This window comes from Paenibacillus anaericanus (assembly GCF_003994475.1).
Taxonomy (GTDB): Bacteria; Bacillota; Bacilli; order Paenibacillales; family Paenibacillaceae; genus Fontibacillus; species Fontibacillus anaericanus.
Genome location: NZ_RZNY01000036.1, coordinates 1 through 20,371 on the forward strand (window position 1 = coordinate 1; position 20,371 = coordinate 20,371).

The window sequence follows — 20,371 nt, forward strand, 5'->3', positions numbered from 1 at the left end:
CTTAATTTTTGGACCTATGCTTTAACTTAATGACATTGCCCAAGAGGGTGTCTTTTTTTGTTTCATGGTAATTTTGGACTGTTCAAGGAGGATAAAGAGGCTTGTTATGACGGGTTACAGGAGCTTGCTGTTAATAGGTAATCAATAAGCGGGTTCTTTAATCTTTAAGTTTATTAATTAGAGCTAGTATTCGGTTATTCTTTGTTTCTTCCTTTTTAGCAAGTTCGATATGATTAATCTGTTCTCGCTTAATGTAGTCAGGCTGCTTTAGGAATGTATTCAAAATGTGGTGCTCTTCAAGGATTTTAGTTATGTAATCTGGAACAGTAATTATACGATTTTCCTCACATTTCTTAAGTGTTACATGGAGTGTATCGCCGAGCTCTTTTTGTACTGCTCTTCGAATAAACTCATTATAAACAAAATAATGCCCATTCTTTGACGGCAACAACGTATGGTCAAACTCGTGCCCGTCAACGAGGATTTGAATAGATACTTTACCATTAGTATTGAATATCTCCCTTACTGAATATGGGAAATAAACTACTTTCCATTTCATTTTACCTTCCAGCATCTTTATCTCACTATCAAACTCATAAACCATATTGAATAACACTCCTCATTATAAAGAAGCTAAATTCGATTATTAACTTATCAAAGCCACTTTGCTGCTTCTAGGTGATTCGAATTCAATATGTTGTTGCAATAACCTATATGATGTTGAACATGCCTTATCTGCATTAGGATTACGTCAGTTCTAGTTATTTCCTCGTATAGTACACATGGTTCCAATAATTTGTCGTCAGTTAGTTCATCAAAAAACTTACGAGCCACACTCGATATTTCCTCTACGTAATTCTTCATTTCCTCTTTAGTAGGGTAGTCAGAGCACTCCTTATCTAGGTCTTCTGTTACATCCTTACCGAAGTCAGGTATTATGAATTCTTCATCTTTCTGCTGCCTAAACCAAAATTTCATACTGGTTGTAGCATGGAATATTTGCTTCCAGTATTTGTGCTTGGCATCAAACCAAAAATCATCAGGACATACTTCGATAAGATTCTTCAACATTTCTACTGTCGGTTCAAACTGTCTTCTTAAGACAGTTACCATCTTGTCACTCATGCCCATCAACTCACTTCTCGGAATTTAGAATCTTACATTTATTCTTGTTCTCAATAACCAAAACCTTCCTTTTATTGGTTGTATTTTTGGAAAGTTTGTGAAATATGGGAGATTCGGAGAATTATTTATTGATGAAATTGATATAGAATTTTGGAGTATATAACTAGCAGAGCGCTCAGTGCTATTTTCAGCTAACTTTAAGTTTCAGATCAGTTTTGTTTAAGAAAAGTAATCTATACTAATCGTATATTAAATCTATTGAAGGAAGTGATATACTATGCTGAAACGTACAATGTCTCTTTTGCTTGTCTTAATCTTGACCATGACTAGTGTAGTGGGGATTGCTTCTGCTAGTACAACTACGAAGGAAACGGTTATTAAACTTTCTGATACAGCAGTAACAGTTGATGGACAAGAGGCGTCAACGAGTTCATCGGCGGCTGTATATGTAGGAGCTAGCGTTGTATATTATGAGGACGGACATGACAGTAGCTATGGAGAAGGTACAGATTCAGATGCGCACAGTGCGGAGGAAGCAGCCGAGCATAAAGTTGTGACCATTACGAAGCCTGGAACTTATCGTGTATCGGGCAAGTTATCGAAAGGACAGCTTGCAATTGATCTTGGTGAGGATGCGGCTTCTGACCCTACAGCGGTCGTGACACTTATTTTAGACGGAGTAGATATTACGAATACAGTTGCTCCGGCAGTTATTTTCTACAATGTGTATGAGCCATACTCCAATACAGAGGACACAAAAGGAATTGTTGATCTTACTGATGCAGGCGCACAGGTTATATTAGCAGATGGTTCTGTCAACACTGTAAACGGCGCTTATGTCGCACGAATTTATAAAGAGGGCACAACGAAAAAACTGCATAAATATGATGGAGCCTTCTATTCTAAAATGTCTATGAACATTTCTGGAGAAGCTAAAGGAACGGGAGAGCTACACATTACTGCTACTAACGAAGGGCTCGATTCTGAGCTGCACTTGGCTCTCAATGGTGGAAAGGTTTATATTAAATCTCAGGATGATGGTATCAATACGAATGAAGATGGGATTTCAGTTACAAGTATCAATAGTGGATATCTTTACGTAAATGCAGGTCTAGGAGCCGAAGGTGATGGGATTGACTCCAATGGCTACTTAACGATTAACGGCGGAACTATTGTTACTATGGCTAATGACCGTAGTCCTGACGGTGGTATTGATGCCGATAGTGATATTACCATTAATGGCGGTACAGTGATTGCACTAGGAACACGTAATGATGCGTCTTCTTCTGCATCTAAACAGTCCTTTATTGAGCTATCTTTTGCTACAACACAAGCGAAGGGGAGTAAAATTTCATTAAAAGACTCGGCAGGAAATGAATTGCTAAGCCATACTGCGGATAAGAACTTTCAAAGCTTAACATTTTCATCTGCCGACCTTAAGCTCAATACTGAATATCAACTGTATATTAATGGAGTACAGCAGCAATATACAGGAAATTCTTTTGGCATGATGGGTGGCGGCTTTGGTGGCAACCGTCCTGACGGTGATAACGGACAAGCTGGACAAGGTACTCCTCCGACAGGTGAGCGTCCAGAAAAACCAGAGGGTACACCTCCCGAAATGCCAGAAGGTACACCTCCAGAAATTCCTGATGGTATGCAGGGAATGCCAGAAGGTGGCTTTAATCCAGGTGGACAAGACACAACAGTAAGCGGTGAAGGCTCTACAGCATTCGTAATAACGGATTCTGTTCATAGCTTTTCAGGTATTTCCGAGGCAACTGACAATAACGATAAAACAAAAGTTACCTTTACTGTCAATAATGGTGCTGGCATTCAAAGTGTAGCTTCTGGTGAAAGTATTGTATTTGAGGGAGTTACAGCAAGTGCAGATGTTCCTGACAGTGATATTCAGCTAACAGTAACAGATGTGCCTTCAGAGAACTATTCTGAAACATATCTTTTATCTGAGTTGAAAGGTGATTATTCCAAAATTATGCCTAAGGAGGATGGGCAATACCGTCTTACCATTGCGGTAGTGTCCTCTAACGAAACATACACTGGGGTATCACAATTGCAATTTGCAATTGGTGTGTTACCTTTCACGGATGTGAAGTCAAACTACGCTTCTTATAATGCCATTAAGGCTTTATATGAAAAGGGAATTATGATTGGAACGAGCTCGACTCAGTTTTCACCAAATTCACCAGTAACACGTGCAACTGCGATTACAACTCTGGGTAGACTTCTCGATATAGAGCAAACTGAAACTAGCTCTTTCAATGATGTTGTGATAAATAGCTGGTATAGTGGATATGTTGGCTGGGCTGTGGAAAATGGAATTGTTATTGGTGATGGAAATGGGAACTTTATGCCAAATGACAATCTGACTGCTGAGCAGATGAAGCTTATTATATCGAGATATGTAGAATTGAGCGGATTAGATATTTCGGTAGACGATCTCTTCCCAAATACTCTTACTGGTACAATGACTCGTGCAGAGCTTGCGACTATATTAAGTAAGTTACTATAATCGGGAGGTTCAAATCCCCATATTTTATAATTTATCAGTTCGTTGATGGGCGTATGCGCCTTCCTCGTATAGTACACACGGTTCCAATAATCTGTCACTGTGGCACAATCTTTGATTGATGAATTTGAAGCCAGCAACAAGGAATTTGAGAGTACGTATTTAGGTAATGATGCTCCATATGGAGTAAAGTAGAAGACACCTTTAGGGGTGTCTTTTTTCATTTCATCAGTTGTTTTCGACTATAAGAATTCCGTTTAGTTTACAACGAGCAGCAGATCGTTTTGTCTAGCTGCTCGTTGTAACATTAAAATAACCAGTATTAATAATTTTTTCTTCTTCCTGCTCAGAATCGCCAGTGATCTATTAATAAATCGTCGGCACCATTCCCCCGTCCATACGGATTGGAGAACCCTTAAATGCTGAAGCGTAAGGGCTACATATAAAAGCTGCCAGTCTTCCGATTTCGATCGGTCTGATAAAACGCTGAATCTCAGACTGAGGCAAGTTTGCGGCCATAAATTTTTTCTCTTTTTCGGGGAACGTTAAATTATTATCAGCGTAGATTCCCTCAATGATCTGATGAACATTTTCAGAAAGTGTTGGTCCAGGCATTATCGTATTGACGGTCACTTCAGTCCCTATGGTTAATTTAGATAAGCTTTTTGAAAGTGAAAGCAGCATCGATTTGGTCATACAATATTGCGGCATTTGACCTGAAGGCATTACAGCTTCTTCGCTTGCAATAAAAATCATGCGTCCATAATTGTTGTCCAGCATTTTAGGCAGATAGAATTTACATAATCCGTTTGCAGCAAGTACATTCGTACGGAAGTATTTATCCCATATTTCATCGGTTACTTCATCGTAACTCATAATTTCATATATGCCTGTATTGTTAATCAAAATGTCCACATGAGGATATTTTTCAAACAAAGCTTCTCTCTGTTTAATATCCACAATATCTGCAGCGGCATTTTGAGGAGAAGTAGCCGGAAAATTCGAACGAATTTCGTTTACCGTTTGTTCTACTTCTTCGTTATTTCTTCCATTAATAAGTACATTCACGCCTTCTTTGGCTAGTTCAATAGCAATGGCTTTACCGATACCCTTCGTTGAACCTGTAACTAAAGCTGTTTTATTGTGTAATCCCATATCCATGATACATTTCCCCTAAATGAAGTTTTATAGAACCTCAAGAATATTTTTGTGTTCCCGATAGGGATTATAATACCTTGTCTGGGCTGCTCAGTAACTAGCTCACGGCGCCATTCTTCTTGCAACACGCGCCAATCATTTAAACTTTGCCTATATTCTCCGAACGCCAATGAGAAGGCGTATCTCCTTCCCATATGCGGAATGCGCGGTAAAACGAATTCAGGTTCTCGTATCCCACTAGGCAAGCCACTTCTTTAATGTCCAGTGATGGGTTGACTAAATACTCCCTTGCCTGTTCATGCCTAGCCTGCGTTATCAGATGTTTGAAGCTCGTGTCTTCTTCAGTTAGCCGCCGCTGCAGCGTTCGATCGCTCATATTAAGCTCCTTTGCGACAGAATGTATGTCAAGATGCCCCCCCATAAGGCTCCGCTTGATGATCCATTTCACTGTCTCGGTGATGGAAGAAGTGCTTTGCTTTTCATTCAGCGTCCGGTCTAAGACAGGTGTCAAAATTTCCAGCAGCTCCTCGTTATACGTTGCAAACGGAATGTCCAAATCTCGGCGCCGCAACGTGAGCCGGTTCCTGATGGTACCGATTTGGATAGGACAACCGAAATAAGCCTCCAGCGCCTGCACATCACCCATGGGATGTGAAAACTCGACCCTTCGTGCATTCAAAGCTTGGCCTGTTCCCCGGCGCCCTAGTTCCAGAAGATACGCCAGCGTGATCCCAACCAATACCTTTGGACCGGACTCCTCCGTATGCTGCCACTCCAACTCGATGGTGCAATCCTCACCCTCCTCCGTTATAAGCAACCTTTCGGGAGGACACATTTGTTTATACCTAGCCATGCGGTAAAGAGCATCTCTATAATCACGAGCGTGATAAGTGGCTAAGATGTCAGGTGGGTATTGTGTCGTTTCAAAGACAGTTACAAGTCCAATGATTGCTTTGGCAATATCACCTATGAGATCCGAAAAAGCCTGCCAGATCGCAAAGTACTCTGCAGCGGTGACTTTAGGTTCAGTAATTTCGGTAATTGGCAGCCGGGCTTGCCGAGCTACATCCCTTGGAGAAACCCCTAATTGCTGTAATCCGGACCAAAAGCCAGAAGGGAATTTAATGCATTTCGTGGTATGTAACTTCATATATAGATCTCCTTTGCAGATTACACGGATGTGCTGTTGAATATAAAAATGAAGAAAAATGAAATAGCCTTATGCGAACATATGTACACAAAGCATACTCTCTAGTCTGTTCAAAAGTCTACTCCGCCGATTCGTTATGTATCGCGTTGAAGATATACATTACCGGAGGTTTCACATTTGCATCTGTGTTTATTTTTCGTTATCATCATTCATTATGGATTTGGCATGCGGCTCTCCTCCATTAGTAAATCCACAACCGAATGAGGTTGTGGATTATTGCTAATTTTGGAACGGTTAATGTTTCTATAAATTGTAGCGCGGTAGAGGTTTATTAATGTAATGGGACGAAATCAGGAATTCCAACCGGAATTCAGTGGTGCTTACACTTATGCTATAATTTAATAAAGCGCTTCTGTGCTTTTAGAATATTGGATAAAGGGTGCATTGACCAACCATGTATGAGAATCAGACTTCTATGCATCACAAGCTGTTAATTATCGGCGCAGGTGCTGCCGGACTAATGGCCGCTGTTACTGCGCGGGATCTGGGTATAGATACTGCCATTCTGGAGAGTAACGACCGGATTGGAAAGAAGATATTAATGACAGGTGATGGTCGCTGTAACATTACGAATGAATCCACTGCGACGGGTACGGATGAAGCGGTCGCTTTATCGCGCAAGTATCACAGTAATCAGGCCGAATTTCCATTGACGGTATTGCAGCAATTTGGCATCCGTCAAACTATTGATTTTTTCTCCCTTCTCGGGCTTCCGCTTACAAGATTGAAGGAGGGCTTGATGTATCCGATGTCGCTACAAGCTGCAGCGGTGCTGGAGATTTTCGAACTTGCGCTGGAGGATCGGAATGTTCCGGTATACCTCAACAACAAAGTGTTGGATGTTACTGTTTCGACGAAGCATCCGCGCTTCACGATAAAATGCCAAACGGAGCTCGATGGGCAGGTTGTTTATACCAGCGAATACCTTTTTCTATGTTCCGGTGGCCTTACCGGTCCGAATGCGGACAAAGATAATCCTGGTTATACGCTTGCTGAACGTCTGGGGCACACCATGATCGAGCCATTGCCGGCCATTGTGCAATTGAAGTTGCAGTATCCCAATATGAAGGCACTGTCCAGTATCAAATTTCAGGGACAAGCTCATATCATTGTAAACGGTAAAACCATCCGCAGTGAATATGGTGAAATTGGCTTCACGGACTATGGCATTTCGGGCCCGCCAATTCTCCAGCTAAGTAGGAAGGCTGCGTATCATCTTGCAAGAGGAGAATCTGTGACCGTATCGGTTGATTTGATGCCGGGCCGCACAGAGGAAGAGTTAGTTGAGTTTTTGGAAATGCACTGGGGGACCTTCGGACATCGGACTGTTGCTGATTCTCTACTTGGCATCTTCAATAAAAAGTTGGTTCCTGTCTTGCTGAAGGAGGCAGGCATTGATCAACAGCCGGACTTGCTTTGCCAGAACCTTTCGAGGAAAACCAAGATAATATTTTATCGAATATTAAAGCGTTGGGAATTTAAAGTGATCGATACCAAAGGCTTCGAGAACGCGCAAGTAACAGCCGGTGGCATCGATACGACTGAGCTAAACGAGGGAACGCTGGAATCCAAGCTAGTACCAGGGCTTTATTTGGCTGGTGAGGTGATGGATGTGGACGGGGATTTCGGCGGCTATAACTTACAATGGGCTTGGAGTTCCGGTTATGTGGCCGCGATGGCGCTTGCTAAGCAAATGTAATGAATTCATAGGAAAAGGGATGCATCGATCAACATGTATGAGGATCAGAGTTCTAAGTACCACGAGCTATTAATTATCGGTGCAGGTGCTGCAGGTATAATGGCTGCTGTTACTGCAAGGGACCAAGGTATTGATACAGCAATTATTGAAAGCAATGACCGGATTGGGAAGAAAATATTAACGACAGGCAATGGGCGTTGCAACATTACGAACGAATCCACTGCGACGGGTACGGATGAAGCGGTTGCTTTATCGCACAAGTATCACAGCAATCAAGATGGATTTCCAGTACATGTGCTGCAGCAATTTGGTATTCGCCAAACTATCGATTTTTTCTCTTCGCTCGGGCTTCCTCTTATAAGCTTGGAGGATGGTCGGATGTACCCAATGTCGTTGCAAGCAGCTTCAGTTCCGGGTGTTTTTCGGCTTGCGCTGGAGGATCGGAATGTTCCGATATATTTCAAGAATAAAGTGTTGGATATTACCGTTTCGACGGAACATCCGCGCTTCACGGTTAAATGCCAGACGGAGCTCGATGAGCAAGTCGTATATACCAGCGAATACCTTTTTCTGTGTGCGGGTGGTCTTACCGCTCCGAAAACGGGAACGGATGGATCCGGTTATACGCTTGTCCAACGTCTAGGACACACTCTGATCGATCCTGTGCCGGGTATTGTGCAATTGAAGCTAGATTATCCGTATTTGAAGGAACTATCCGGCATCAAATTCGAGGGACATGCTCATATTATCGTAAATGGTGAAATCATTCGCAGCGAATATGGCGAAATTCTTTTTACGGACTATGGTATTTCTGGCCCGCCAATACTCCAGCTAAGCAGGAAGGCTGCGTATAATCTCGGTAGAGGAGAATCTGTGACATTATCGGTTGAATTGATGCCGGGCCGCACGGAGGACGAGATAGTTGAGTTTCTGGAAACGCACTGGGGGATCTTCGGACACAGGACTGTTGCGGATTCCCTTATCGGAATCATAAACAAGAAGCTGATCCCTGTCCTGCTGAAAGAGGCAGGAATTGATCAACAGCTTCACCTGCTTTGTCAGGATCTATCGTGGAAAACCAAGAAAATATTTTATCGAATCATGAAGCGTTGGGAGTTTAAAGTGACCGATACCAATAGCTTCACGAATGCGCAAACAACAGCCGGCGGTATCGATACGACTGAGCTAATCGAAGGAACGTTGGAATCTAAGTTAGTACCTGGGCTCTATTTGGCAGGTGAAGTGATGGATGTGGATGGAGATTGCGGCGGCTATAACCTGCAATGGGCCTGGAGCTCCGGCTATGCGGCCGCGATGGCGCTTGCTAATCGACGTGCCGGCACCACGTAAGGGGATAGATGGTTGCTGACTCTTGTCACGTTGGGATGGAACACTTGCATGCCCTCCATATGGAGCATATAGAAAGACACCCGAGAGGGTGTTTTTCTTATGTTCACCACCATTCTAGGTGGGATTGTGATGTAACCATATCATTTTACCTTAAATAGTAGTAGAAACATTCAGCCACTAGTAGTTGAATGATATAATAGTAGAAGTTTATTTTTGATGTCGAGCTTAAGCTGTCTATTTTCCAATCAGGTTGTGGTACTGAGTATGATTATCGTCCAAAGCATTGAGCAGCTAGACAGAGGGGGGCAACAAGTGAAAAAAGGTACCATTCTTATGTTTGTAGCTCTAATTTTCGTATTAATAACTGCTTGTTCGTCAGCTACAAGTACAAATTCAGTAGATAAGGCTGATTTGATCTTGCAGACAAATGAAGTGACAATAGATCAAGCAACGCCAACAGACGCAACAGATGCAACAGACCTAACAGACCTAACAGACCTAACAGACCTAACAGACCTAACAGACCTAACAGAGCCAACAGACTCAAATCTCCCCGATAAGCACACTTCTGAGCAGCTAATTACAGAAGAACTGGAGAAAAAAGGACATCTGCCTCAAGGGTTTGTTTATTTGGATGAATATATTCCGTCTGCGCAGCAGGTTATGGGTTATAGTGGTGAGATAAATTTTGTGGGTATGCCGATTGACGGCTATCTGGCTCCATTTGCGATCGCTACAGAAGAAGCGGCTCTAGCCCTGCAGGCGATTAGTGATGAACTGGAGCAACAGGAACTTATTTTAGTTTTCTATGATGCATATCGTCCTCAGAAAGCGGTTAATCATTTCATCCGTTGGTCGCTTGATGAAGAAGACTTATTGATGAAAGAAAGCTTTTACCCCCGTGAAGAGAAAAGCACCTTGTTTAAAAAAGGATACTTGTCCAAACGGTCTGGACATTCCCGGGGAAGCACCGTGGACGTGACACTCGCTCATGCGGATACAGGGGAAGAGCTAGATATGGGAAGTCCGGTCGATATGCTGGATGTCATTTCTAACTTTAATACCAAACAAATTACTCAAGAACAAGCTGCAAACAGACAGATTCTTAAGCAGCTTATGACCAAGCACAATTTTAAGTCGTATAGTAAGGAATGGTGGCATTATACGTTAAAGGACGAGCCATATCCTAATGAGTATTTTGATTTTGATGTCGAGTAGCTAGCGCCCACGGGCAGAAATGGGCAACAAATTTTATCCAGTCACGTCTAAATATGTAGGTGAGTTTATGTTCGCTCAATTTACTCAAAAAAGGAGCTAGCTTATGAAAAAAGTATTATTAGGGACTTTTCTTGCATTCTGTCTATTAATATTGTCGTCAACTACTTATGCAGCAGGAGCAGGGATTCAACTTAAAGTTGATGGTGTTGCTATTACATCCGAGGTTAAGCCTGAGAGTAAGAACAATCGTATAATGGTTCCTTTACGTGTGGTTAGCGAGAATTTGGGAGCTAGCGTCAAATGGTCCAATTCCGAGGTTATTCTTACTAAAGGCGATCTGAAGGTGACATTAAAACTAAACAGTGCTGTAGCGGAGAAAAACGGTGAAAAGATACAACTTGATGTGAAACCGTACTTAAAGAATAATCGCCTGTTTGTTCCACTTCGTTTTGTTACGGAGGCGCTTGATTGTAATGTCAATTATAGCAACGATGTAGTAACTGTCGAAACCGAACCATTGGTCATAGATGGTGTACAAGTACAAGCATTGCAACAGGAATTTCATATGACTATGGGGGGCATCATCTCGCAATTTTCCGGAAATGCATATAACGAGGCAATATATAATATTTTTATGAAAAACAAAGGTGAAAAGGTCGAAGCTCCAGCAAACTACTCTTGGACTCCCACCATTGACACACTTGGATCATACTATAAAAATGCACAATATGATTTTCTAGATCAAAAAGGGGATAGCTTAGTTCGTTTTGATATATATTCTTTAATTGGTTCTTTTCCATCTGAACTTTTATCAGGATACCCGGAGATTTTGGTTCATGACGCACTTAAAGATGAGTGGTATTTGTTTAGTGATACTGCACTAAAGTCTATCAATAAGTTAATGGATACCGCTGTAAATAACGGTTTTCAGACGGTAATAAGTAATACAATTGTATAAATTTTGCTTCAATGTTCATTTGAACAGGACCAGTACTAGTCTAAAGTCTAGTGTCCAGACACCCCCTAAGACGGTTATGTCAGGTAAATAAGGCGGTTATAATGGATTTATAACTCGGAGCGTGACTTATGAACCTAAAGGAGTGTTTGAATATGAAGGCAATAGAAACGACTGCAAAGGAGCCGACAGGAAAGGTGAGTTGGGTGCTTTTTAATCCAAAAACCTATGTTACGATTCTCTATTTATTGTTATCTCTCCCATTAGGGATTATCTATTTTACAGTAGCGATAACGGGAATTGCACTATCCATTGGTTTAACTCCAATATTTATCGGAATACCGTTGTTTTTTGGAGTAGCTAAGCTGCTTCATGGGATTGTGAATTTTGAACAAAACATGATTAGACAAATATTGGGTTTACCGACATCTCCTGTTTCGTATACAAACAATCAACAGTCTGAAGCTGGTCGAAACTGGTTGATGCGAATGGTGAGAGGTTTTGATGGTGGGCTATTCATTCGAAATCTGCTGCTCATATTTCAAAGATTTGTAACTGGCATTGTATTCTTTGTTATTATGGTAACGGTGATTTCACTAGGACTTGGATTTATTGCTCTTCCAGCCGTGCATATCATTTTGATGAATGAGTTGAAGCTTGATATTTTAGAAAATACCTTGTTTAGTTATTTTCATATAGATTGGACCTATAATCAGCAATATATGTTGTACGTAGGCGTTGGACTTGTACTTTTTTGGATCGCGCTTCGCGTAGTGAATGGGCTCATGCAAATTCAGCGCAGAATCATGTATGTGGATGAGCCATATCAGCAGCCGTCAATGCCAGTGGAAGCCCCAATACATGCATCGGTTCAGTCGCAATATTATGAGTACCAAGAGGATCAGTCCACTCAAGGGATGATGCAGCCATCTTACAGAGAGCTTTAGAAGCTCTCTTTTTTTATGATCAGAGGAAGGAAAACATGCAATGATGTAGAATATTTGGGAGAATTCCTAAAATTAGGGGGCCGGATATGAAGAGAATCATCGCAGTTTTATTTCTTGTACTCATGACTATAACGTTGCATCAGCCGGCACACGCTGACTCCAATCAATATCGGATCATGTTGGATGGCGAATATTTGAATACAGAATTGGCGCCAATCAATAATAACGGAAGTATCTATGTTCCGATGCGCTTAATCTTCGAGTCGCTGCACGCCGAAGTGACTTATGTTCCCGAAGAAGGAAAGGTCATCGGCAAAAAAAGGTGACATTATGATCGAGCTTCAGCTCGGCAAAACGACGGCTTATAAAAATAGTCAACCGCTTCTTTTGTCCGGACCTCCAATGATGGTAAACAACAGCGTCTATGTACCGATCCGTTTTGTCAGCGAATCCCTAGGGGCATCGGTATTTTGGAAATCGGACATCCATGTCGTGGTGATCGAAACACCGCAATTGACGGCCATTACCGAGCTTCCGGTGCTCAATGATCGCGGCAACCCAGCTGTTCTAGAGCACAGTGGAAATATGATATTGAAGTGGTCGTTTCAAGATGAAAGTCCATATCAAAGGTACAGAGGGTATAAGGGACTGACGGATACTCTGATTTTTTCAAATTTCGATACGATCAAAGTGATGGACCGTGATGGAAATATTCAGAATGAATGGCCGTTCAAGCATAAGGACATCCCGGCGAAGATCAATGCGATTATCAATAAGGGGTTAAAGGAATCTGGATCGGAATCGACACAATCGTTTCATGTCACCAAAGATAATAAAACTTTAGAAAAAGTAGACCAGAAAACCGGAAAAGCACTGTGGACTTATCGTTTACCGGTCTCTGAGGAAAAGATGGGATATAGTTTCCTTGATTTCACCGTGTATCTGGATCCATACGGAACTGTCTACATATCAACCCAAGGCGGTACACTGCATGCTCTGGATTCCGCTGACGGAAGTTTGAAATTCAAGCTGGTATTCAACCACCGCATTTTTTCTTCGACGGAAGTGCTCCCGCTGTCCGCAACCGAGGTAGTGGCGCTGAATGACAATGCCATTATGTTTTTTGAAATTAAAGAGTAATACAGGGGGGCATGGATATTAACATTCGCAATTATGATTATTATAACGAGGGTACTCTCGCAAAGAATAGATCCGCTCACGATAACTTTATATTCGAATCTAGTGGGCTCTATCGTATCGATTCCATTTGCATTTGCGCTCGATACACCTCTCCGAATGAGTTCGGATATTACGGATTGGGCGCTGCTGATCGGAACTGCCGTAGTTATACATGGCGTAGCTACACTTATTTGGAATAACAATATTCGACATGTCGATGCATCAAAAGCATCGGTATTATCTAATTAAGAGCCTTTTGTGGCAATGGTTATGGGATTAATATTACTATCCAAACCAATTACAGGTGTAGAAATACTAGGGTCTCTGTTCATTCTAGCTGGGGTAATGCTATCTACATATCAAAGGAGAATGGGAATTAAGCGAAAGATGGGCTGATTCTTTAGTAAGTCTTCATGGTAATATCGCTAGATATGGAGTGATTTATTCGGATAGGGGTTCTACTTCCCTCGCCTCCACCATGTAAAACCACATCCGCAAGTGAAGTGACCCCTTAAAGTTAAACAGGTAATATAATCAGGCACCTAAAAGGTCTGAGTCCGGTACTGTACCGAACTCAGACCTTTTACTTTCCTGCGAAATACGAGCTTCTCCATAAAATGCACTTAAGCGGTTGAACCGCCGTATACCGAACGGTACTTACGGTAGTGTGAGAGGTCGGCTACTCAATTAATGAGTAGTTTTCTACTCGATTGTTGCCTTAATGCACTTGTGTTTATAATAATTTGTAATTTGTGGATGATCATCCCTTTTCCTGTGGTTGTAGGGAGCGGTTCCACTTGTTAGATTGTGTAAAAAGTCGAGGTGCATTTCACAATTGTGTTTTTTGGATCTTTTCGACGTAATTTGAGGTAAAATGTTTGAAAAATGTAATCAGGGTCATCGCCAAGTGTGAAATTAATCATATATTATTGTGGAATTTGATGAAAAACGACTCGTCATAAATGGAATTATATGCTATATGTAGTTTATTAGTGTTTTTTGATGAAATGAGGGGGAGAAATAGTGAAAGAAAGAATTTTAATTCTATTAATGACCATTATTATTATATTCACGACAATCACACCCGGGTTGGTATCAAGAGCTGAAGCGGCAGGAGGAATGGTTACAAAGACCTATGCAGCCATGATGGATACGATGGAATTAAATGGTCAAGCGGAATATAACGGAATCTATGATAATGACGGCGATGGTTTTCTCTATGTCGGCATGAGCAATAATGACGGCTTCGTCAATGTGCGCAATAGAATGGCCGTATCTTTCAATCTAGGTGCTCCAGAAGGGACCGTTGTATCAGCAGAGCTGGTCATGACGGTTGCTACTGTATTAAGAGTTCCAAACCACAATCTGTACATAGAGGCAAGAGGCTCTGCTACGAATGATTTGAATTTGGTAACCTTTCCATTTGTAGATACGAATAGCCTCTATGCAGATAAATGTACGGCGAAAAGCACTGCGGAGGTGCCGATCGGTACTTATCTTCAGGATCAAACGATTACACTCAACGTTAAGAGTGCTGTCGATGCCTTTACGGATGATTCTGACCGCAAAGTAACTTTTACACTTAACGGCAATGAAGTAGATGCAGACAGCGGAAGATTCTTATTTTACTCCTCAGAAGCTTCGAATGCTGCATTCCGTCCGAAGCTAGTAGTTACTTATGAGACTGGACCGGTTAATAGCCCGCCAACGGGCACTTTCATAATTGCGGACGGAGCAGCAACGAACGTCAGCACCGTCAATCTATCTGTAACAGGATCTGATCCTGATGCAGGTGATAGTGTTACTCATATGAGATTTGCCGATAGCGTCGCCAATCTATCAGCGGCTTCTTGGTTGCCTTTCAGCAATACAGCAACATTCGGTCTAAGTGGAGGAGAAGGGGCGAAGACGATCTATATGCAACTGCGTGATTCCAACAATGGGGTCTCAACCATTTCTTCTCAAACCATTCTATTGGATCTGACATCCCCAACAGGGACAATCGCTATTAATGATGGATCTGCATGGACGAATTCGGCTACAGTCACATTGAAAGGAACTTATACGGATGGAAGCGGCTCAGGAGTTGATCAGGCGCGGCTCTCCAATATTAATGGTACTTGGCAGACCAGTTGGTTCAATATAGCTGACTTGAACGGGAGATCATGGGTCCTTCCAGCTGGTGAAGGCGCTAAAACAGTATATGTTCAGTATAAAGATAAAGTCGGAAATTCGAGCAGTTCGACTATTAGCAACACAATTACAGTAGATACAATAGCTCCTGAGATTACGAATGTAGTGAATAACAAAGCATATAACAGCAAAGTTAATCCTCTATTCAGCGAAGGCAGCGGATTGCTTAATGGGAGTCCTTATACCAGTGGCACAGATATCACGCAAGATGGAGCGTATGTGCTTGTCGTCACCGATCCAGCAGGCAATAGTGCGACGGTGGTCTTCAAAATTGATACGCCGCCGCCTACTGTGAGTGGGGTAACAAACGGTGGGGTATACAACATGAGCAAAACGATTACCTTTAATGAAGGAACAGCGACCTTAAATGGAGCAGCTTTTGTTAGTGGTACACAGGTTTCTCTAGATGGTGTGTATACCCTGGTCGTAACGGATGCGGCAGGCAATACAACAACGGTTACTTTCGAGATCGATAAGGTAGCACCTACAGTGACAGGGATTACGAACAATGGAAATTATAAAGTGGCTGTTCATGTTACTTTTAACGAAGGAACAGCAAAATTGAATGATGTGGCGTTTGCCAGCGGGACGGATATTGATCAGGATGGCAGCTATACTCTGGTCGTAACAGATGCGGCAGGCAATATAACGACCATTAACTTCAAGATCGACAATGTGGCACCTACTGTTACAGGAGTAACGGAGGGCGGGGTTTATCAGTCGGCAACTCCTGAATTTAATGAAGGAACAGCGACGTTGAATGGTGTGGCGTTTGCCAGCGGGACGGATATTGATCAGGATGGCAGCTATACTCTGGTCGTAACGGATGCGGCAGGCAATGTGACGATCATTAACTTCAAGATCGACAATGTGGCACCTACTGTTACGGGAGTAACGGAGGGCGGGGTTTATCAGTCGGCAACTCCTGAATTTAACGAAGGAACAGCGACGTTGAATGGTATGGCGTTTGCCAGCGGGACGGATATTGATCAGGATGGCAGCTATACTCTGGTCGTAACAGATGCGGCAGGCAATATAACGACCATTAACTTCAAGATCGACAATGTGGCACCTACTGTTACAGGAGTAACGGAGGGCGGGGTTTATCAGTCGGCAACTCCTGAATTTAATGAAGGAACAGCGACGTTGAATGGTGTGGCGTTTGCCAGCGGGACGGATATTGATCAGGATGGCAGCTATACTCTGGTCGTAACGGATGCGGCANAGGTGAATGGTGCTACTTTTACTACAGGAACAGTAGTTGATCAGGAAGGTGCATACACACTAGTTGTAACGGATGCGGCAGGGAATGTAGCCACCATTCAATTCCAAATCGATGCAACTGCGCCAACAGGTACGGTAATTATTCAAGCGGGTGCAGAATGGACAAATGTGACGGATGCTGAACTCACTCTGACTAGCAATGACGGAAATAATGGCAGTGGTGTCGTGGAGATGCGCTTTTCTAGTAACGGAAGTAACTGGGGAAGCTGGGAACCAGTAGCGACAACAAAGCTTTGGAGTCTTGAACCGGGTGACGGCGAGCAGGCGGTATATGTACAGTTTAAAGACAAGGTTGGCAATGTGAGTGGGACAATCCATAATGTTATTACGTTAGATCAAACGATTCCTACTGGAACAATCGTCATAAATAGTGGTGCAGCCACGACAAGCAGCAAGTTAGTGACATTAACTTTGACTTCTACAGATGGCGTGGGAAGCGGCGTTACAGAAATGCGTTTTTCCGAAGATAATCTAACATGGTTGAATTGGGAGAATGTATTGTCTACAAAAAATTGGAGTTTTAAGGGTAGCTCGGGATTAAAGGATCTTTATGTCCAATTCCGAGATGCTGCGGGTAATGTTAGTGTGGCAAACAAGGCTTCAATTACCTACCAAGAAAGCTCTGGTTCTAACGGCGGCGCTTCTGGAGGTACAGGGGGCATAGAATTCAATTCTGGAAGTACAGGGAGCACAGAAGTCGCTTCAAATCTTGATGTTGTTATTAGTATTGGAAGTAAGTCAGAGAATGCAGCTAAAGTGGATATTAAAACGGTAGAAGGAAAAAAAGTAACAACGGTCTTTTTGGAAGAAGCTCAACTTAAAGGGATGCTGAATGAATCGAGTAACAAACCGCTAATTACCATTACGGTCCGCAACAATTCCGATATCGTCAATTGGCAGATGGATGCTACGCTCCTGCAAAGATTAGAGAACAACAATGCAATCGTTCAAGTGTATACAGAAAACATTATATATACACTTCCCTTAGATCAAGTTAGCGTTAATAAATGGCGTAATCAATTAGGGGCCGATATCCCTTTGGGGGATATGAAGATCAAGGTGGAAATGATCAATCTACCTATGTCGACATTTGAGAATTTGGGAGATGGACAGGTTTCACTTGTTGTCCAACCGGTAAGTTTTTCTATAAAAGGTTTGTATGGAAACAAGGAAATAGAATTAAATCAATTCGATGCGTTTGTAGAAAGGCACTTTGCAATACCCGAAGGGATAGATCCTACACGTATTACGACGGGAATTAAGCTTATGTCGGATGGTACGATTGTTCATATCCCGACGAAGATAGTACATGAAGGAGGGCGAGATTACGCTATCCTTCATAGTATGACGAATAGCATTTATGGACTTATTTATAATAAAAAAACCTTTACTGATATATCCGGACATTGGGCTCAAGAAAGTATCAATGACTTGGCATCAAGACTAGTTATTAATGGAGCAAACGAGCAGCGGTTTGTGCCGAATAGCGAAATTACGCGCGCAGAATTTATGGCTATTATGATTAGAGCATTAGGTCTAAGCTCTGCTAACAAGACGTTTGATTTCAAGGATATAGAGGAGAAAGCATGGTATCATCAAGCAGTTCAGATCGGATATTCTTATGGGCTGGTCGATGGACTTAGCGATGGCTCCTTCAAGCCTAATGAGAAGATTACTAGACAGGAAGCGATGGTTATTCTATCTAGAGCGATGAAGCTTGCAGAGCTGAACAAGGAGATAGATAATGCGGAGCAGCAAGAGCTAATTAACCATTTTACGGATAGCGAACAATTGGCCTCTTGGGCTCTCCAAGCTGCAGCATTAACCATTGAAACCGGCATTATAGGAGGTTACCAAGGCGAACTGCGTCCTATGCATAACATTACGAGAGCAGAAACTGCAGTAATCATTCAGCGATTTCTTCAAAAAGCCAAACTCATTTAATAAATTGCTATTAAAATACGGAGCTCTCGAAGTCGGATTGAGGGAGCTCCTCTTAAAACATAAACCTCGCCCAAATTACCACACTCCGGCGAATTGTGGATTTGCAAAGCCACGGTTCGCCTCCACCAAGAAAGCCTAGTCCTCACGTGGACTAGGCTTTCTTGTGTAAGGACTTGTAGCCAAGTTCGTAAGAATAGAAAGTACTATTAATGTTTATAATGTTTGTTTCAATCAAAGTGGCTAATATTCTCGAATTTCTCTCAATAGTCTCTGTATATACACAATTCTGGTAGTCGTTTCGATCAACAATAAAGGAATTCACAAAAAAGTGTTGAATCAATTTCAGGGTGCGTATAACCGACGTCTTATTTTCATAAATATTAACCGATATATGGTTGAGAACTATTAGCACATCTAGGAATGGGTGGGTAATTATGAATTCATTGTTCCAACGTCTTTATCAGTTGCTTAGCAGCAAGGATAGAAACCAGCAGGAAGATTATTTAACGGAAATCTTTGCTGAAGTACTTGTAAAGGAAGGAATGTTAGGAGATTTCTTAAATAAACTTACAGATATAAATGTAAGCCCAACGAACCTTCGTGAGGTAACAACACAGAAGACATATGCCAAGAAGGATGCCCATTTAACGGATAGCCGACCTGATATGATGATTCGTTTCTCAGAGGGTGATAAGCATCATGTCCTATTTATTGAGAATAAGTTAGGGACAGGAGAGGGGCATCAGCAACTCCAAAGATACGCTGATCATTTACGTAGTTACGAAGCCGATGGTTGCAGGACGCATCTTGTATACATAACAAAGGCCTATGAGCCTAAGAAGAAAAGTGAAATTGTACAGAACGGAAATAACGCATCCTTTGATCAAGTTCGTTGGTATCAAATCTACAACTGGTTAAAAGGACATCAAAGTGAACTTATTAATATTATCTTGGAATATATGGAGGAGATACAATTGAACGATAGCAGACGTTTCTTACCACAAGATATGTACGCCATCCAACACATGGAGAGGCTAATTAGAATGATGGATGCTTGTATGGATGGTCCTGTTGAGGATATTGTCACAAAGCTCTTTAATAGATCGACAGGTTGGACAAACCGATTTGCACAATTAAAAGAGTCCTATCGCTACATGAAACAGAACGATCAGGGCAATTACAGTGTCATTAACTTTGGATTCTATATTACAGACGAAGAATACCCTACAGCGTGTATTATGTTTGAGATTAATCCTAAATGCCCAAATAGGCCTGGATTAATAAAAGCGATGAGGGAGTTTATTGTAAGCAATGAAGGCTGGTCATCAGAAGATATGGATGATAATACTGCCTGGTCGAATATCTATTATGAAAAGAGCCTATTGAATTTTTTGTCTACAGATGATCATATCGAGAGTATTCAGGCGTTCTTTATTGATAGATTGAATGAGTTATACAAGTTAAAACAACAGCATCCCGAATTCAATTGGAAATCAAAAGAGATTGGTGTAAGTACATGAGGGAATAAGAGGTGAATGATTCACTTCTATAATAGTTCTATTAAAGCGACCTTGTGAGG

The 20,371-nt window shown here is 41.9% G+C and carries 15 protein-coding genes; 11 read left to right on the forward strand and 4 right to left on the reverse strand.

Annotation, left to right across the window (positions count from 1 at the left end):
* Positions 1-157 precede the first annotated feature (157 nt).
* On the reverse strand, positions 158-604 hold the full coding sequence (locus tag EJP82_RS24815; protein WP_127194758.1) for a YdeI/OmpD-associated family protein: 447 nt from the start codon (positions 602-604) through the stop codon (positions 158-160).
* 50 nt (positions 605-654) lie between these two features.
* On the reverse strand, positions 655-1,125 hold the full coding sequence (locus tag EJP82_RS24820; RefSeq protein ID WP_170220291.1) for a DinB family protein: 471 nt from the start codon (positions 1,123-1,125) through the stop codon (positions 655-657).
* A gap of 277 nt (positions 1,126-1,402) precedes the next feature.
* On the opposite strand from EJP82_RS24820, the gene EJP82_RS24825 reads away from it, so the two are divergent.
* On the forward strand, positions 1,403-3,658 hold the full coding sequence (locus EJP82_RS24825; protein ID WP_127194760.1) for a carbohydrate-binding domain-containing protein: 2,256 nt from the start codon (positions 1,403-1,405) through the stop codon (positions 3,656-3,658).
* 363 nt (positions 3,659-4,021) lie between these two features.
* Here EJP82_RS24825 and EJP82_RS24830 read toward each other — a convergent pair whose 3' ends face one another.
* Together EJP82_RS24830 and EJP82_RS24835 are read right to left on the reverse strand one after the other, a co-directional pair.
* Complete coding sequence (locus tag EJP82_RS24830) at positions 4,022-4,816, reverse strand: SDR family NAD(P)-dependent oxidoreductase (RefSeq protein ID WP_127194761.1); 795 nt, start codon at positions 4,814-4,816, stop codon at positions 4,022-4,024.
* 136 nt (positions 4,817-4,952) lie between these two features.
* Positions 4,953-5,963: an AraC family transcriptional regulator gene (locus tag EJP82_RS24835; protein WP_127194762.1), complete on the reverse strand. Its 1,011-nt coding sequence runs from the start codon at positions 5,961-5,963 to the stop codon at positions 4,953-4,955.
* 454 nt (positions 5,964-6,417) lie between these two features.
* On the opposite strand from EJP82_RS24835, the gene EJP82_RS24840 reads away from it, so the two are divergent.
* The 10 genes from EJP82_RS24840 (at position 6,418) to EJP82_RS24885 (ending at position 20,312) form a co-directional block, all read left to right on the forward strand.
* Complete coding sequence (locus EJP82_RS24840) at positions 6,418-7,722, forward strand: aminoacetone oxidase family FAD-binding enzyme (protein ID WP_127194763.1); 1,305 nt, start codon at positions 6,418-6,420, stop codon at positions 7,720-7,722.
* Positions 7,723-7,755: 33 nt separating this feature from the next.
* Complete coding sequence (locus EJP82_RS24845) at positions 7,756-9,072, forward strand: BaiN/RdsA family NAD(P)/FAD-dependent oxidoreductase (protein WP_127194764.1); 1,317 nt, start codon at positions 7,756-7,758, stop codon at positions 9,070-9,072.
* A 312-nt stretch (positions 9,073-9,384) separates the two neighbouring features.
* Complete coding sequence (locus EJP82_RS28225; RefSeq protein ID WP_211350284.1) at positions 9,385-10,290, forward strand: M15 family metallopeptidase; 906 nt, start codon at positions 9,385-9,387, stop codon at positions 10,288-10,290.
* Between the two features lie 103 nt (positions 10,291-10,393).
* Positions 10,394-11,248: a copper amine oxidase N-terminal domain-containing protein gene (locus tag EJP82_RS24855; protein ID WP_127194765.1), complete on the forward strand. Its 855-nt coding sequence runs from the start codon at positions 10,394-10,396 to the stop codon at positions 11,246-11,248.
* A gap of 152 nt (positions 11,249-11,400) precedes the next feature.
* Positions 11,401-12,192: a sensor domain-containing protein gene (locus EJP82_RS24860; RefSeq protein ID WP_127194766.1), complete on the forward strand. Its 792-nt coding sequence runs from the start codon at positions 11,401-11,403 to the stop codon at positions 12,190-12,192.
* A gap of 86 nt (positions 12,193-12,278) precedes the next feature.
* Positions 12,279-12,518: a stalk domain-containing protein gene (locus EJP82_RS24865; protein WP_127194767.1), complete on the forward strand. Its 240-nt coding sequence runs from the start codon at positions 12,279-12,281 to the stop codon at positions 12,516-12,518.
* Positions 12,519-12,522: 4 nt separating this feature from the next.
* A complete protein-coding gene (locus EJP82_RS24870) occupies positions 12,523-13,332 on the forward strand; it encodes a stalk domain-containing protein (protein WP_170220292.1) in 810 nt (269 codons plus the stop codon).
* Positions 13,333-13,362: 30 nt separating this feature from the next.
* The gene (locus EJP82_RS28555) at positions 13,363-13,620 is read left to right on the forward strand and encodes an EamA family transporter (protein WP_281278223.1); all 258 of its coding nucleotides are present in this window, start codon (positions 13,363-13,365) and stop codon (positions 13,618-13,620) included.
* A gap of 4,572 nt (positions 13,621-18,192) precedes the next feature.
* Positions 18,193-18,792, forward strand: a complete 600-nt coding sequence (locus EJP82_RS28950; RefSeq protein ID WP_425464368.1) for an S-layer homology domain-containing protein — start codon at positions 18,193-18,195, stop codon at positions 18,790-18,792.
* Between the two features lie 434 nt (positions 18,793-19,226).
* Complete coding sequence (locus EJP82_RS24885) at positions 19,227-20,312, forward strand: PD-(D/E)XK nuclease family protein (protein WP_127194770.1); 1,086 nt, start codon at positions 19,227-19,229, stop codon at positions 20,310-20,312.
* The last annotated feature ends 59 nt before the right edge of the window (positions 20,313-20,371 follow it).